Source organism: Methyloversatilis sp., assembly GCF_030696805.1.
Lineage (GTDB): Bacteria > Pseudomonadota > Gammaproteobacteria > Burkholderiales > Rhodocyclaceae > Methyloversatilis.
In genome coordinates this window covers 1-12,998 of record NZ_JAUYRO010000031.1, presented here as the reverse complement: position 1 = coordinate 12,998, position 12,998 = coordinate 1, and the positions used below count along the sequence as shown (strand labels likewise).

Genomic DNA, 12,998 nt, shown 5'->3' with positions numbered 1-12,998 from the left:
GGCGACACGCGCGACTGGTCGCACATCGGCGTCGTCACCCTCAATCCGGAGCGTGACGCCGTCGCCAACGCCGCGCTTCATGTCGAAGGCTTACTCGCGTCAGTCGCATGAATCAGGCGACAACTATCTTGACTTGCTCCGCATGACTACGAGCACAACGTCATGCATTCGTGGCCGCGTCGTCTTCCTGGCCACCTCCGTGTGCTCGGCACTCACCACTTTCGTCGCCGTGGTCTTCTTTGCCGTCGGGATCGGGGACGGTTCGGTCTCTTCGTTCAATCTCGTCCTGTGGCTTGGCCTTCTGTCCGTCATGGCGCTCAGTCTGTGGGCAGGCTACGCACTCCACGCCCGGGGGCGAGTCGTCCTGGCGATTGCAGCACTGGCCGTCACCGCCCTTCCGGGAATCCTCGCCACCCTCTTCGTGCTGCTCGCGATCGTCACGCAGCCTCGCTGGAACTAGTGTGGTCCATGCGCGCGCGGGCTTTGCGAAAATCCGATTGGCAGCTATACGGCCTGTTCTGTGGTCAGGCGACACGACAAACTGACCCCCTGAACGTCCAGCTCAAAGGCAGATGCACACTCGCAAAGAAGAACATGGGCAAAGACCTGTACATCTGCTTTCACGACCTCGGAGCGTGGTACGTGGATGACGAGCTGCTGGCGTGGGTGCAGCAGAACATGAACGTTACAAGCACAGACTCCTGGAATACCGCCGGCCTGTACTCGTTTCCAGGCTTGTCAGCTGCATTGAAACGCCGCCTTGAGTCGTATCGGCTCGGTGGCGCCGAACCCGGGCGATAGGCGCCGCCGATGCAACAGCCACTGCCCTTCCAATTCCTCGCGGATGCGGTGCTTCTGCTGCATTTCGGCGTGGTGGTGTTCGTCGTCGCCGGGCTCGCTGCGATCGTCGTGGGGAACCTGCGAGGATGGCGCTGGGTGAATGGCCTGTGGTTGCGTCTCGCTCACCTGGGCGCCATCGGCGTCGTTGTTGTTCAGTCAGTGCTGGGCAAGCTGTGTCCGCTGACGGTGCTGGAGTCGTGGCTGCGCGAACAAGCTGGCGGGTCGGCCTACAGCCGTAGCTTCATTGAACACTGGGTCCAGCGCGTTCTTTTCTACGAGGCGCCGTTCTGGGTCTTCACGGTGGCGTACGTGGCTTTCGGCCTGCTTGTTGTTGCGGCGTGGTGGCGGTTTCCGCCGCGCCGGGGCTCTTGACGGGCAGCGGCCGGCGTGCGGCTGAGGCAGAGCGCCGGCGGCACGCTGTCGGGGGCTCGTGCGGCGGTACGGCAGGTTGTCGCCAACCGGGCCCCGGCATCCCGTTGTCGTTGCCGGCCCAACCCGGACGTCAGACGTCAGGATTCACCATGCTCAGCAATTTGGGATTCTTCGGTATCGCCTTGCTGATCGGCGGCATACCGCTCGCGCTGAGGTCGCGCTCGCGCATCCGCCTGTATCAAAGAGCGCAACACTGGCCGAAAGTCCGGGCCACCATCGTCAAGCCATCCGTTACAGAGTCAACCGACGGCGATGGCACGTCATTCCGTCCTGAGCTTTCCTTTCGTTACTCGGTCGCCGAAAGCGAATACAGCTCGACCGGGCATACGGAAGGCCTCCCCTTCCCGAGCACCGAAGAAGCCGCACGCCGAATGGTGAACAGCCTTGCCGTCGGAAGCCCCTCGAATCAGATCTGCGGCCGTGTCAAGATTGCCCGCGATAATCTGTGCGTTGGTCAGCTTCAGTCGTTGCAACGAGCGGCCCGCCGAGTCCATGTTGCGCCTGGTCTGACACGCCCATCAAAGGGCTGGCCTGACGACCGCCCGACATGTCGAACATCAGAGCGCAGGAGACAGTCATGCCGGAAAACGAGAAGATCAACTACGTCGAGTACCCGGCGCGTGACGTGGATGCGACGAAGCGGTTCTTTCAGGACGCCTTCGGGTGGGTGTTCGAGGACTACGGCGCCGACTATGCGGCGTTCTCCGGCCAGGGCCTCGACGGGGGCTTCTTCAGGTCCGATCTGGTGGCAGATACCCGGCAAGGTAGTGCGCTCATCGTCTTCTACAGCACGGACCTCGAGCGCACCCTTGCCAAGGTGGTCGCTGCAGGTGGCACGATCGTGAGGCCGGTGTTTGCGTTTCCGGGTGGTCGACGGTTTCACTTCACCGAGCCCAGCGGCAACGAGTTTGCGGTCTGGTCGGAGCCGGAGGCCTGATGATTCTTCGCAGGCGACCACGATCGCAGGCCGGGTTTTACTCTGGAGGTGATACCTGGCAGTTGGTCATCCTTTCGCTTGCGTACAACTGTGGCATTTCACAACACGCTGCCGGGCGTTGACGCCGGGACTCGCACACCACCACGCCACCTGAGCCGCGAATGAAAAAATGCTTCCCTCTGTCGAAGGTCTACAGCCTGCTCGAACCCGGGCCACTGCTGCTGCTGACCACCGCCCACTGCGACGCCAGCGACGTCATGCCGATGACGTGGTACTCCCTGCTCGGGTTCGAGCCGCCGCTGGTGGCCTGCGTGGTCAGTGCCGGCAATCACTCGCAGAAGCTGCTTCGGGCATCGAAGACGTGCGTGCTGAACATTCCGACGGTGGAACTGGCGAAGCAGGTGGTCGGGTGCGGCAACTGCAGCGGAGCCGGGATCGACAAGTTCGCCCGGTTCGGGCTGTCGCGCAGTGCCGCGGAACAGGTGGCTGCGCCGCTGCTCGATGACTGCTACGCGAGTCTCGAGTGCCGGGTGGTCGACACAAGGCTGGTTCGGCGGTACGAACAGTTTGTGCTGGAAGTCGTGGCCGCCTGGGTTGACCCGAAGGTCAAGGACCCCCGCACGCTTCATCACCGCGGGTACGGCAAGTTCATGGTCGCGGGCGAGAGCATCAAGCTGCGTTCCGGAATGCGGTGAGCACGTTCGGGCCATTCCGCCTGCCTCCTGACCAAGGCAGAATGAACCCTCCCCCAACCAGAGCGAACAAGGAGTTCTCAATGTCCAGTGTCGGTTACCACGAACCTGTTGAAGAACTGTCGGATGAAGTACGCGACATGCATCGCGCCATCGTTTCGCTGATGGAAGAACTTGAAGCGGTGGATTGGTACAACCAGCGTGCATCCGCCTGCAAGGATCCCGTGCTGAAGAAGATTCTCGAACACAACCGCGACGAGGAAAAGGAACACGCCGCCATGGTGCTCGAATGGATCCGTCGCAAGGACGATCGCTTCTCGCACGAACTGAAGGACTACCTGTTCACCGACAAGAGCCTCACCAGCGACGCGCACGGTCACTGAGTTGAAGGCTTCGGCATTGAACCCCGGCACGCATCCATGGCATTCAGGATCCGACGTCAGCGAACCCTGATGGCGCCATTCTGCGCGGTGCTGCTGGCCGGGTGCGCCAGCACGGTCGTCACCCTGACACCGTCACCGCAAGCCGCGGTGTGCGAGCGATCGGCGACGGCGCTCGTGCTGTGGGCGCCCGAATGGCGGGCGGACCAGAAAGACGCCGCGGAGCGGGAAGCGGCCGCTGCAACGGGGCTGAAGGATTTCTTCGCCAGTTCCGGATGCTTCGCAGAGGCCGCGCTGCGACGCGTGCACAGTCTCGACCCGTCTGCCGTGTCCGCGCAGCATGCTGCGCAAGCCGGACGCTTCACGCGGGTGGTTGTCATCGCCGTGGGTGAGCTCGGCCCGGTGGTCAGGCTGCTGTCATCGGCTGCGCTGGTCGAAGGCGGCACCGAGGTGTTGCTGCACGTCAGCACCTTTCCGGTGCCGGGCGATGCGCCACCACGCCAATTCACGGTTCACCGGCAACATGGCGGCCCGGGCGTGGTGAAGGGGGTCGCCAGCCTGCCTGCCGACATGCGGGCTGCGCTGGTCGCCGGTCTGCAGCCGGGCGAAGCCGCACGGTGACCCCCCGGCCGCCCGGTCAAGACGGAGGTCCGGAGGCCATCACCCGCGAGTCTCGCTCCGGGCGACCAGGCATTCCGCATATCCTTCCGCCTCGCTGAAAGTCCGCTGCATGCGTTCAGCTGCAGCGAAGATGCGGTGCGCGACCGCTGCGCGGCCGCCTTTGACAGGGGTCAACCTGCGCACACCCGATCGGGCATAGCTTGAACAGGTGTTCAAACCGGAGGTTACCTTGATGAAGATCCTTGCAAGACTGTTCCTGCTCATCGCGCTGGCACTGGGCGCAATCGCATCACCGGCCATGGCGGGCGATACCGACCCGCTCTTCATCAATCTCACGACCGATGATCAGCACCGCGCAAACATGGGTATTTCGTTCGGGAAGAATCAGATGGAACGCGGGCATCCGCTGACGATCTTTCTCAACGACAAGGGGGTGCTGATCGGCGCGAAGGCGAACGCGGCGAAGTATGCCGACCACCAGAAGACCCTGACCGACCTGATCGCGCGCGGCGCAAGCGTGCTGATCTGCCCGATGTGCATGAAGCACTACGGTGTCACGGAGGGCGATCTGGTGCCCGGGGTGAGGGTTGGAAATCCGGACCTGACCGGCGCCGCCCTGTTCAGGGACAACACGAAAACCCTGACCTGGTAGCAGAGGGCGGTCCGGATGGCGTACGACGAACATCTGGCATCGCGCATCCGCGTGGTGCTGGGCCGGGCTTCGGGCATTTCCGAGAGGAAGATGTTCGGCGGCCTCGCATTCCTGCGCAATGGCCTCATGGTCGTCGGTGTGCTGGACAGCAGCCTCGCGGCAAGGGTCGGAAAGGGCCTCCACGACGAATCGCTGTCCCGCGCGCACGTCCGGGTCATGGACTTCAACGGCAAGCCCATGGGCGGGTATGTCTACGTCGATGCGGCGGGTACCGCCACGGACGCGGACCTCGCGTTCTGGTTGCAGCGCTGCATGGACTTCGTCGCGACGCTGCCGCCCGGGAAGCGGTAGCGGTCGGTGATCGTCGGCCGCACCGGTCCCGGGCGGGTGCCATGCGGTACAGTCCAGTCAGCCTGTCTGTGCTGACCTGACGTCGTTCACCGCCCGGGCCGGACGCCGGGCGGCGCGGTCCGCCACGTGCTGCATCCATGAACCCGGTACTCCGCATGAACGACATCGACTGGACTTCGCCACGCTGTGGCAGGGTGACCTACACGTATGCGCAGTTCGCGGCGGCCAAGTCATGGTTCTTTGTGAGGTGGTCGGACTGGGCGTCGGATCAAGGGCTCGTTGCGCCACCGGATCTGTCCGGTTCCTGCAAGTACGCTTCGCTGTACATGCAGTCGATTTTCGGTGGTGCGATCCGCGGCCACTTCGAACACCAGTACAACTTCATCGACGGGCGCCTGGTAGATCTGAGCCACGACGCGCTGGACGTCGGCCGCATGCATCACCCCTATCTGCACGAGCCCGAGTACTTCAGCGTTCCGGAATTCCAGGCGGCGCTGGTCAGCTGTCGGGCGCGGGCCGAACGCTGGGCGCACGAATTCATCGAACACAGCGAAGCGGCGCAGGTCGATGCGCAGGCACGCCTTGACCCGGGCGCGGTTCGCCCGACGGGTCCGTGACTTCACGAAGCCGGTGCGTCCCGTATCATGCGCAGCCGATGGCGCCGCTCGTCCGGCGCCGGTCCATGAATGCAGGACGCGCGAGCGAAGATCGGGCGTTCAAGAACGGGAGTGGTCGATGAGCTACAGTTACCCAGCCGAAAAGTTTTCGTCCGCGCGTCAGGCACTGACGGTGCCGCACCCGGACGGTGAGCACGAAGCACTGGGGCGTGCCTTCCTGGAATGCCGGCTCGGCCTGCACCGGATGAACCGCGCCAAGCTGCCGGATGACATCCGCACCGGCATTCACAAGCTCGAATGTTTCATGGATACCGCCGGCTTCGTCGATGCCGACGGCGAAGGCGCGTGGGTGCACATGCTGAAAAGCCGCAGCGCGGACGACCGGGCCGAAGTGGCACGGCTCATCGACACGCTCGCGCAATGGTTCGCCAGCCAGGAGCCCTGACCCTGCGGGCGTCAGCCTCCGCCCGCCACCCTTCGTAACCATGACGCACCGGAAGCCGTCGCGGCTTTTGTCGCGCGGGGACATGCTCGCGCTGCCGCGTGAGCGCTGTTTTTCTGCCAGAGAAAATGGTGCTTGCTGCATTACTGATGTGTGCGGCGTCCGGCTTGGCAAAGTTGCGGTGCAGCCCGAGAATGATCGCCAGGATTGGCGCCGGCCGGCCGACGGGCACGCTGTCCCCCTGGTGTTGTCTGCATCCGTGCGGAGGATTTTCGCGTAGTCAGACTGTCGGACCGTGGGATTCAACAGGCGCCTGCGCTGCAGATCGCCGATCGTTCGAGCCGGATCCACCCGGCCGGGCGCACAAGACATGTTCGGAGGAAGTGCCGTGCTGCAAAAAACGACCGTGCTGCAAAAATCGCTGTTCGCTCTGATCACCGCATGGGCGCTTGCGGCACAGCCCGTCGCGGCACAGGGCGCGCCGAAGCTGGATGACGAGGCCCTGGCGGCGAGGCTGATCGGTACCTGGATCAATCCGCCGGACAGTCCCGACTACGAGAACTTCGCCAGCAGCGAAACCTACAACGCCGACGGGAGCTATGAGTACCGGGAGTACGACGACAAGGAATGCCGCATCGTGTCAGCGCTGGTGAAGTCGCGCTGGCATGTGTGGAACGGCGTCATCATCACCGAGTACGACGGCGGCAAGGCGCTCAGCGATCACGTTGTGTCGATGGAAGCCGAGCGCATGGTGCTGCGGTCGGTCGATGACGGCGTGACGGCCTACCGCAACCGCTCCAGCAACTGCGCACCCACCACTGCAAAAAAGTGAGCGGGCGCTGAAGGCTCAGCCGCCGAGTGCCCGGCGGCTGCTTTCGATGTGCAGCTGCATCGTCGCGCGCGCCGCTTCGGCGTCGTGCGCGCGCAGTGCAGCCAACAGCATGCGGTGCTCTTCGAGAGAGGCCACCAGACGGCCTTCGAGATAGAGCGAGTCGTGGCGCTGCAGTTTCAGCACCGCACGCAGCTCGTCGATCATCTGCGCCATGCGCCGGTTGCCGGCAATGTGGTGGATCAGCAGATGGAAGCGCTGGTTGGCGTCGAAGAAGCGGTCGATGTCGCGCGCCGCAGCACTGTCTTCCAGCGCCTGATGCAGCGCGGCCAGCTCTTCGAGGTCGGCATCCGACGCCCGGCGGGCGGCACCCGCGGCGCATTCGCCCTCAAGCAGCGCCATGATCGGATAGATTTCCTCCAGGTCACCGCCGCTGATCTGGGCGACATAGCAGCCGCGGCGCGGCTTGAGCACCACCATTCCCTCGGTAGCCAGTACCTTGAGTGCCTCGCGCAGCGGCGTGCGCGAGATGCCGTACTGCGTGGCAAGTGCCTGCTCGTCTATCCATTCGCCGGGCGCCATGGCGTGACTCTGGATCAGGCGGCGCAGGCGGTCGGCGACTTCTATATAGAGGGCACGCGGGGCGATGCTGTCGGGGCTGCGGTTCAGGGTTTCGCTGTTCATTGCCTGGAGGTTGTGGCTGCAGTTAACGCACTGCAGCACTTACTTGCATTCATAATTATGGATAAAGTATTCTCCGCCTTGCGCGTGACTGTCAAGCCGGATCCGGCCTAGCCTGCGCGCGCCTCTCCGAAATACCGAAGGAATCCAGCATGGCCGATACGACAGGCAGCGCTCACCCCGAATACGCCGCATGGCTCAAGGCCGCCGCGAAATCGGCCCCCGGCGGCGATCCGGCGAAGCTTGACTGGCATACCCCGGAAGGCCTGACGGTCAAGCCGCTGTACACCCGCGCCGACATCGACGGACTGCCGCACACCGACACGCTGCCCGGCTTCGCGCCGTATGTACGCGGCCCGCAGGCCACGATGTACGCCGCCCGGCCATGGACCATCCGCCAGTACGCCGGTTTCTCGACCGCCGAAGAATCGAACGATTTCTATCGCAAGGCGCTGGCCGCCGGTGCGCAGGGTGTGTCGGTCGCATTCGACCTGGCGACCCACCGCGGCTACGACTCCGACAATCCGCGCGTCGAAGGTGATGTCGGCAAGGCCGGCGTGGCGATCGACAGTGTGGAAGACATGAAACGCCTGTTCGACGGCATTCCGCTCGACAAGGTGAGCGTGTCGATGACGATGAATGGCGCCGTGCTGCCGGTGCTGGCCGGCTTCATCGTCGCCGGCGAAGAACAGGGCGTGCCGCAGGCCCAGCTTTCAGGAACGATCCAGAACGACATCCTGAAAGAGTTCATGGTGCGCAACACGTATATCTATCCGCCCCAGCCCTCCATGCGCATCGTGGCCGACATCATCGAATACACCGCGCGCAACATGCCGCGCTTCAATTCGATCTCGATTTCCGGCTATCACATGCAGGAAGCCGGCGCGACCCAGGGCCTGGAACTGGCGCTGACGCTGGCCGACGGCATGGAATACGTGCGCACCGCGATGGCGCGCGGCATGGACGTCGATGAGTTCGCCGGGCGGCTCAGCTTCTTCTTCGCCATCGGCATGAACTTCTATCTGGAAGTGGCCAAGCTGCGCGCGGCGCGACTGTTGTGGAGCCGCATCATGGACGGCTTCGGTGCCAAGAGCGCCAAGTCGAAAATGCTGCGCACGCATTGCCAGACCTCGGGCTGGTCGCTGACCGAACAGGATCCGTACAACAATGTCGTGCGCACCACGGTCGAGGCGCTGGCGGCGGTGTTCGGCGGCACGCAGTCGCTGCACACCAACAGCTTCGACGAGGCGATCGCGCTGCCGACCGAGTTCTCGGCGCGCATCGCACGCAACACCCAGCTCATCATCCAGGAAGAAAGCCACATCACGAACGTGATCGACCCCTGGGCCGGCAGCTACATGATGGAAAAGCTGACGCAGGACATGGTCGACCACGCCTGGGCCATCATCGAGGAAGTGGAACGGATGGGCGGCATGACGAAGGCGGTCGAATCCGGCTGGGCCAAGCTGCAGGTCGAAAAGTGCGCCACTGAAAAGCAGGCGCGCATCGACTCCGGGCGCGACGTCATCGTCGGCGTCAACAAGTACCGGCTGAAGGACGAAGACAAACTGGATGTGCGCGTCATCGACAACGTCGCCGTGCGCGAATCTCAGGTGGCGCAGCTGAAACAGATCCGCGCCGGTCGCGACAATGCTGCGGTCGATGCCGCGCTGGCGGCGCTGACCGCTGCGGCCGGGTCCGGCCAGGGCAATCTGCTTGAACTGTCGGTCAATGCGATGCGCGTGCGCGCCACCGTGGGCGAGGTGTCGGATGCGCTGGAAAAGATCTGGGGCCGTCACCGCGCGAGCACTCAGGCGGTCAGCGGTGTGTATCAGTCCATCGTGGAAGACGATGAGGGGTGGAGCGTGATGAAGGACGACGTGAGCCAGTTCGCCGAAGAGCAGGGCCGCCGGCCGCGCATCCTGATCGCCAAGCTGGGCCAGGACGGCCATGACCGCGGCGCCAAGGTGATCGCCACCGCTTTCGCCGATCTCGGTTTCGACGTGGACATCGCACCGCTGTTCCAGACGCCGGAAGAAGCGGCGCGGCAGGCGATCGAGAACGACGTGCATGCGGTCGGTGTGTCGACGCTGGCGGCCGGTCACAAGACGCTGGTGCCGCAGCTCATCAAGGCGTTGCGCGCCGAAGGCGCGGACGACATTGTGGTGGTGGTCGGCGGTGTCATTCCGGCGCAGGACTATGACGAACTGTTCGGCCACGGCGTGGCCTGCGTGTTCGGCCCGGGGACGCCGATCCCGAAAGCCGCGAAAGACACGCTGGATGCCATCAGGGCGAAGCTGGCGTGATGAGCCGGACGAGTCTTGTGGCAAGTATCGATGTGCCATCGCCTGCGGGGCAGGCTCCTACACAAAGCGGCGCGGCTTTGCCCTTCGTAGGAGCCTGCCCCGCAGGCGATCGAATCGTCGACCGCGCACCACCGGTGAGCAGGGCTGGATCGTCGCCATGACCCCGCCCTCCGACGCGTCCCTGATCGACGGCGTGCTGGCCGGTAACCGCCGCGCGCTGGCGAAGACCATCACGCTGATCGAATCGACGCGCGAGGACCATCAGCAGCGCGCCGGCGAAGTGCTGAGAGCGCTGCTGCCGCACACGGGCCAGTCAATCCGGGTCGGCATTTCGGGCGTACCGGGGGTCGGCAAGTCGACCTTCATCGAAGCGCTCGGGCTGGCGCTGATCGGCAAGGGCCACAAGGTGGCGGTGCTGGCGATTGATCCGTCGTCGTCGCTGACCGGCGGCTCCATCCTGGGCGACAAGACCCGCATGGAACACCTGTCGCTGCGCAGCGAAGCCTACATCCGTCCGTCGCCGTCGTCCGGCAGCCTGGGCGGCGTCGCGGCGCGCACGCGCGAGGCGATGCTGGTGTGCGAAGCCGCCGGCTTCGACATCGTCATCGTCGAAACCGTGGGCGTCGGCCAGTCGGAAACCGCAGTCGCCGGCATGACGGACGTGTTCGTGCTGCTGCAACTGCCCAATGCCGGCGACGATCTGCAGGCGATCAAGAAGGGCATCGTCGAACTGGCGGACATCGTCGTCTACAACAAGTGCGATATCGATGAGACCGCGGCCGAACGCGCCATGCAGCAGATGCGCGGGGCACTGCACCTGTTGCGTGCCGCATCGAGCGGCTGGGCGGTGCCGGTGCTGAAGGTGTCGGCGCTGCAGCATGCCGGGCTGGAGGCCTTCTGGGTCGACATCCTGCGTTACCGCGACACCATGCAGGCCAGCGGCGCGTGGACGGCCCGACGCAGCCGGCAGGCGCTGGACTGGATGTGGACCCTGGTTGACCAGGGTCTGCGCAGCCGTTTCGAACACCACGCGGCAGTACGCGCCGCGTTGCCGGACATCCGCGCCGCGGTGGCGGCGGGTAACCTGCCTGCGTCGGCGGCTGCACTGCGCCTGCTGCAGGCCATGGAGTAACGACCGGTCCGGGCATCAGCCAGGGCCGGCCGCAAGAATTCTCCCTCTCCCCGTGGGAGAGGGTTGGGGTGAGGGCTGTCCGGCACGCATCAGCGTGCGGGTATCGGAAGAAGCCCCGGAACAGGCAAGGGTTGAGGAAGGAATGATCGGTGCGCGTCTGCGGGCCGGTTCAAACAGGAGACAGAAACGATGCAGGACATCATCCTCAAGCTCGACGAAAAGCGCGAGCAGGCCAGACTGGGCGGCGGACAGCGCCGGATCGAGGCGCAGCACAAGCGCGGCAAGCTGACCGCGCGCGAGCGGCTGGAACTGCTGCTCGACGAAGGCAGCTTCGAAGAGTGGGACATGTTCAAGGAGCACCGCTGCACCGACTTCGGCATGGCCGACGAATCGGTGCCCGGCGACGGTGTGGTCACCGGCTACGGCACCATCAATGGCCGCCTCGTGTTCGTGTTTTCGCAGGACTTCACGGTGTTCGGCGGTTCGCTGTCGGAATCGCATGCCGAGAAGATCTGCAAGGTGATGGACCAGGCGATGAAGGTCGGCGCACCGGTGATCGGCCTGAACGATTCGGGCGGCGCGCGCATCCAGGAAGGCGTGGCGTCGCTCGGCGGCTATGCCGAAGTGTTCCAGCGCAACGTGATGGCGTCCGGCGTGATTCCGCAGATTTCGCTGATCATGGGGCCGTGTGCCGGCGGTGCCGTGTACTCGCCGGCGATGACCGACTTCATCTTCATGGTGCGCGATTCGTCCTACATGTTCGTCACCGGTCCGGAAGTCGTGAAGACCGTGACGCATGAGGAAGTGAGCGCAGAAGACCTCGGTGGCGCCACGACCCACACCACGAAGTCGGGCGTGGCCGATCTGGCGTTCGAGAACGACGTCGATGCGCTGCTCTACACGCGTCGGCTGTTCAACTATCTGCCGCTGTCGAATCGCGAAAAGGCGCCGGTGCGTCCGAGTTCGGACCCGGCCGAGCGGATCGACCCCAGTCTGAACACGCTGGTGCCGGCCAATGCGAACCAGCCGTACGACATGAAGGAGCTGATCCTGAAGATGGTCGACGATGGCGACTTCTTCGAAATCCAGCCCGACAACGCAAAGAACATCATCGTCGGCTTCGCCCGCATGGAAGGCAGCACGGTGGGCATCGTCGCCAACCAGCCGCTGGTGCTGGCCGGCTGCCTGGACATCAAGAGCTCGTTCAAGGCGGCGCGCTTCGTGCGCTTCTGCGACGCCTTCAGCATTCCGGTCATCACGCTGGTGGACGTGCCCGGCTTCATGCCCGGCACCGCTCAGGAATACGGCGGCATCATCAAGCACGGTGCCAAGCTGCTGTATGCCTATGCCGAAGCGACCGTGCCCAAGGTGACGCTGATCACCCGCAAGGCCTACGGTGGTGCCTACGACGTGATGAGTTCAAAGCACCTGCGCGGCGACGTGAACTTCGCCTGGCCGAGCGCGGAGATTGCGGTGATGGGGCCCAAGGGCGCGGTGGAAATCATTTTCCGCGAAGAAAAGAACGACCCGGAGCGCATTGCGGCGCGTGAGGCGGAGTACCGCGAGAAGTTTGCGAATCCCTTCATCGCCGGCAAGCGCGGTTTCATCGACGACGTGATCATGCCGAGCGAAACGCGCAAGCGCATCTGTCGCTCGCTGGCCATGCTGCGCGACAAGCAGCTGGAAAACCCGTGGCGCAAGCACGGCAACATTCCGCTGTGATCGCGCGCCCTCACCCCCTGCCCCTCTCCCGCTGATGCGGGAGAGGGGAGTAGTCGGCGCTCGGCGGTGTTCCCTCGCCTGCCTCAGCGGGAGAGGGTGGCGCGCAGCGCCGGGTGAGGGCAGCGGGCTCGTTTGCGGCGCAGTTCCATGACATGTTCGAGAACATACTGATCGTAGGAGACCTGACTTGTTCAACAAGATACTGATCGCAAACCGTGACGACTCGCAGCGCGTGCCCTCACCCCCGGCCCCTCTCCTGCTGATGCGGGAGAGGGGAGAAGTCGGCGCTCGGTGGTGTTTCCCTCGCCCGCCTCAGCGGGAGAGGGTGGCGCGCAGCGCCGGGTGAGGGCAGCGGGCTCGTTTG

Annotated in this window: 15 protein-coding genes; 14 read left to right on the top strand and 1 reads right to left on the bottom strand. The window is 64.5% G+C overall.

The window, feature by feature from the left end:
• Positions 1-142: 142 nt before the first annotated feature.
• The 11 genes from Q8R75_RS03755 (at position 143) to Q8R75_RS03705 (ending at position 6,796) form a co-directional block, all read left to right on the top strand.
• The gene (locus Q8R75_RS03755) at positions 143-460 is read left to right on the top strand and encodes a hypothetical protein (protein ID WP_305663516.1); all 318 of its coding nucleotides are present in this window, start codon (positions 143-145) and stop codon (positions 458-460) included.
• Positions 461-810: 350 nt separating this feature from the next.
• Complete coding sequence (locus Q8R75_RS03750) at positions 811-1,212, top strand: DUF2784 domain-containing protein (protein WP_305627181.1); 402 nt, start codon at positions 811-813, stop codon at positions 1,210-1,212.
• A gap of 637 nt (positions 1,213-1,849) precedes the next feature.
• Positions 1,850-2,209, top strand: a complete 360-nt coding sequence (locus tag Q8R75_RS03745) for a VOC family protein (protein ID WP_305627179.1) — start codon at positions 1,850-1,852, stop codon at positions 2,207-2,209.
• 161 nt (positions 2,210-2,370) lie between these two features.
• Entirely contained in the window at positions 2,371-2,904 is a 534-nt protein-coding gene (locus Q8R75_RS03740) for a flavin reductase family protein (RefSeq protein ID WP_305627177.1), read from the top strand.
• Between the two features lie 80 nt (positions 2,905-2,984).
• Positions 2,985-3,284 (top strand): ferritin-like domain-containing protein, encoded by a 300-nt coding sequence (locus Q8R75_RS03735; protein WP_257079664.1) that lies wholly within the window; start codon positions 2,985-2,987, stop codon positions 3,282-3,284.
• 69 nt (positions 3,285-3,353) lie between these two features.
• A complete protein-coding gene (locus Q8R75_RS03730; protein WP_305663515.1) occupies positions 3,354-3,902 on the top strand; it encodes a hypothetical protein in 549 nt (182 codons plus the stop codon).
• 232 nt (positions 3,903-4,134) lie between these two features.
• Positions 4,135-4,554: a DsrE family protein gene (locus tag Q8R75_RS03725; protein WP_257098445.1), complete on the top strand. Its 420-nt coding sequence runs from the start codon at positions 4,135-4,137 to the stop codon at positions 4,552-4,554.
• 15 nt (positions 4,555-4,569) lie between these two features.
• Positions 4,570-4,905: a TfoX/Sxy family protein gene (locus tag Q8R75_RS03720; RefSeq protein ID WP_305627173.1), complete on the top strand. Its 336-nt coding sequence runs from the start codon at positions 4,570-4,572 to the stop codon at positions 4,903-4,905.
• A gap of 137 nt (positions 4,906-5,042) precedes the next feature.
• On the top strand, positions 5,043-5,522 hold the full coding sequence (locus tag Q8R75_RS03715) for a transcriptional regulator (RefSeq protein ID WP_305627171.1): 480 nt from the start codon (positions 5,043-5,045) through the stop codon (positions 5,520-5,522).
• Positions 5,523-5,640: 118 nt separating this feature from the next.
• The gene (locus Q8R75_RS03710) at positions 5,641-5,967 is read left to right on the top strand and encodes a hypothetical protein (protein ID WP_305627169.1); all 327 of its coding nucleotides are present in this window, start codon (positions 5,641-5,643) and stop codon (positions 5,965-5,967) included.
• 385 nt (positions 5,968-6,352) lie between these two features.
• Entirely contained in the window at positions 6,353-6,796 is a 444-nt protein-coding gene (locus Q8R75_RS03705; protein ID WP_305627168.1) for a hypothetical protein, read from the top strand.
• Between the two features lie 15 nt (positions 6,797-6,811).
• Here the strand turns inward: Q8R75_RS03705 and Q8R75_RS03700 are convergent, their stop codons facing one another.
• Positions 6,812-7,477: a GntR family transcriptional regulator gene (locus Q8R75_RS03700; protein ID WP_305627167.1), complete on the bottom strand. Its 666-nt coding sequence runs from the start codon at positions 7,475-7,477 to the stop codon at positions 6,812-6,814.
• Between the two features lie 149 nt (positions 7,478-7,626).
• Here Q8R75_RS03700 and scpA point away from each other — a divergent pair, with 149 nt between their 5' ends.
• From scpA to Q8R75_RS03685, 3 genes are all read left to right on the top strand, one after another.
• On the top strand, positions 7,627-9,780 hold the full coding sequence (gene scpA / locus Q8R75_RS03695; RefSeq protein ID WP_305627165.1) for a methylmalonyl-CoA mutase: 2,154 nt from the start codon (positions 7,627-7,629) through the stop codon (positions 9,778-9,780).
• Positions 9,781-9,937: 157 nt separating this feature from the next.
• A complete protein-coding gene (gene meaB / locus Q8R75_RS03690) occupies positions 9,938-10,912 on the top strand; it encodes a methylmalonyl Co-A mutase-associated GTPase MeaB (RefSeq protein WP_305627163.1) in 975 nt (324 codons plus the stop codon).
• Between the two features lie 189 nt (positions 10,913-11,101).
• A complete protein-coding gene (locus tag Q8R75_RS03685; RefSeq protein ID WP_305663514.1) occupies positions 11,102-12,634 on the top strand; it encodes an acyl-CoA carboxylase subunit beta in 1,533 nt (510 codons plus the stop codon).
• Positions 12,635-12,998 lie beyond the last annotated feature (364 nt).

Excerpts from the sequence above, each read along its gene's own strand:
- Q8R75_RS03720 (WP_305627173.1), top strand. The coding sequence starts at position 4,570 with ATGGCGTACGACGAACATCTGGCATCGCGCATCCGCGTGGTGCTGGGC.
- Q8R75_RS03700 (WP_305627167.1), bottom strand. The coding sequence starts at position 7,477 with ATGAACAGCGAAACCCTGAACCGCAGCCCCGACAGCATCGCCCCGCGT.
- Q8R75_RS03740 (WP_305627177.1), top strand. The coding sequence starts at position 2,371 with ATGAAAAAATGCTTCCCTCTGTCGAAGGTCTACAGCCTGCTCGAACCC.
- Q8R75_RS03715 (WP_305627171.1), top strand. The coding sequence starts at position 5,043 with ATGAACCCGGTACTCCGCATGAACGACATCGACTGGACTTCGCCACGC.
- Q8R75_RS03710 (WP_305627169.1), top strand. The coding sequence starts at position 5,641 with ATGAGCTACAGTTACCCAGCCGAAAAGTTTTCGTCCGCGCGTCAGGCA.
- Q8R75_RS03750 (WP_305627181.1), top strand. The coding sequence starts at position 811 with ATGCAACAGCCACTGCCCTTCCAATTCCTCGCGGATGCGGTGCTTCTG.
- Q8R75_RS03735 (WP_257079664.1), top strand. The coding sequence starts at position 2,985 with ATGTCCAGTGTCGGTTACCACGAACCTGTTGAAGAACTGTCGGATGAA.
- Q8R75_RS03745 (WP_305627179.1), top strand. The coding sequence starts at position 1,850 with ATGCCGGAAAACGAGAAGATCAACTACGTCGAGTACCCGGCGCGTGAC.
- Q8R75_RS03730 (WP_305663515.1), top strand. The coding sequence starts at position 3,354 with ATGGCGCCATTCTGCGCGGTGCTGCTGGCCGGGTGCGCCAGCACGGTC.
- Q8R75_RS03685 (WP_305663514.1), top strand. The coding sequence starts at position 11,102 with ATGCAGGACATCATCCTCAAGCTCGACGAAAAGCGCGAGCAGGCCAGA.
- scpA (WP_305627165.1), top strand. The coding sequence starts at position 7,627 with ATGGCCGATACGACAGGCAGCGCTCACCCCGAATACGCCGCATGGCTC.
- Q8R75_RS03755 (WP_305663516.1), top strand. The coding sequence starts at position 143 with ATGACTACGAGCACAACGTCATGCATTCGTGGCCGCGTCGTCTTCCTG.
- Q8R75_RS03725 (WP_257098445.1), top strand. The coding sequence starts at position 4,135 with ATGAAGATCCTTGCAAGACTGTTCCTGCTCATCGCGCTGGCACTGGGC.
- meaB (WP_305627163.1), top strand. The coding sequence starts at position 9,938 with ATGACCCCGCCCTCCGACGCGTCCCTGATCGACGGCGTGCTGGCCGGT.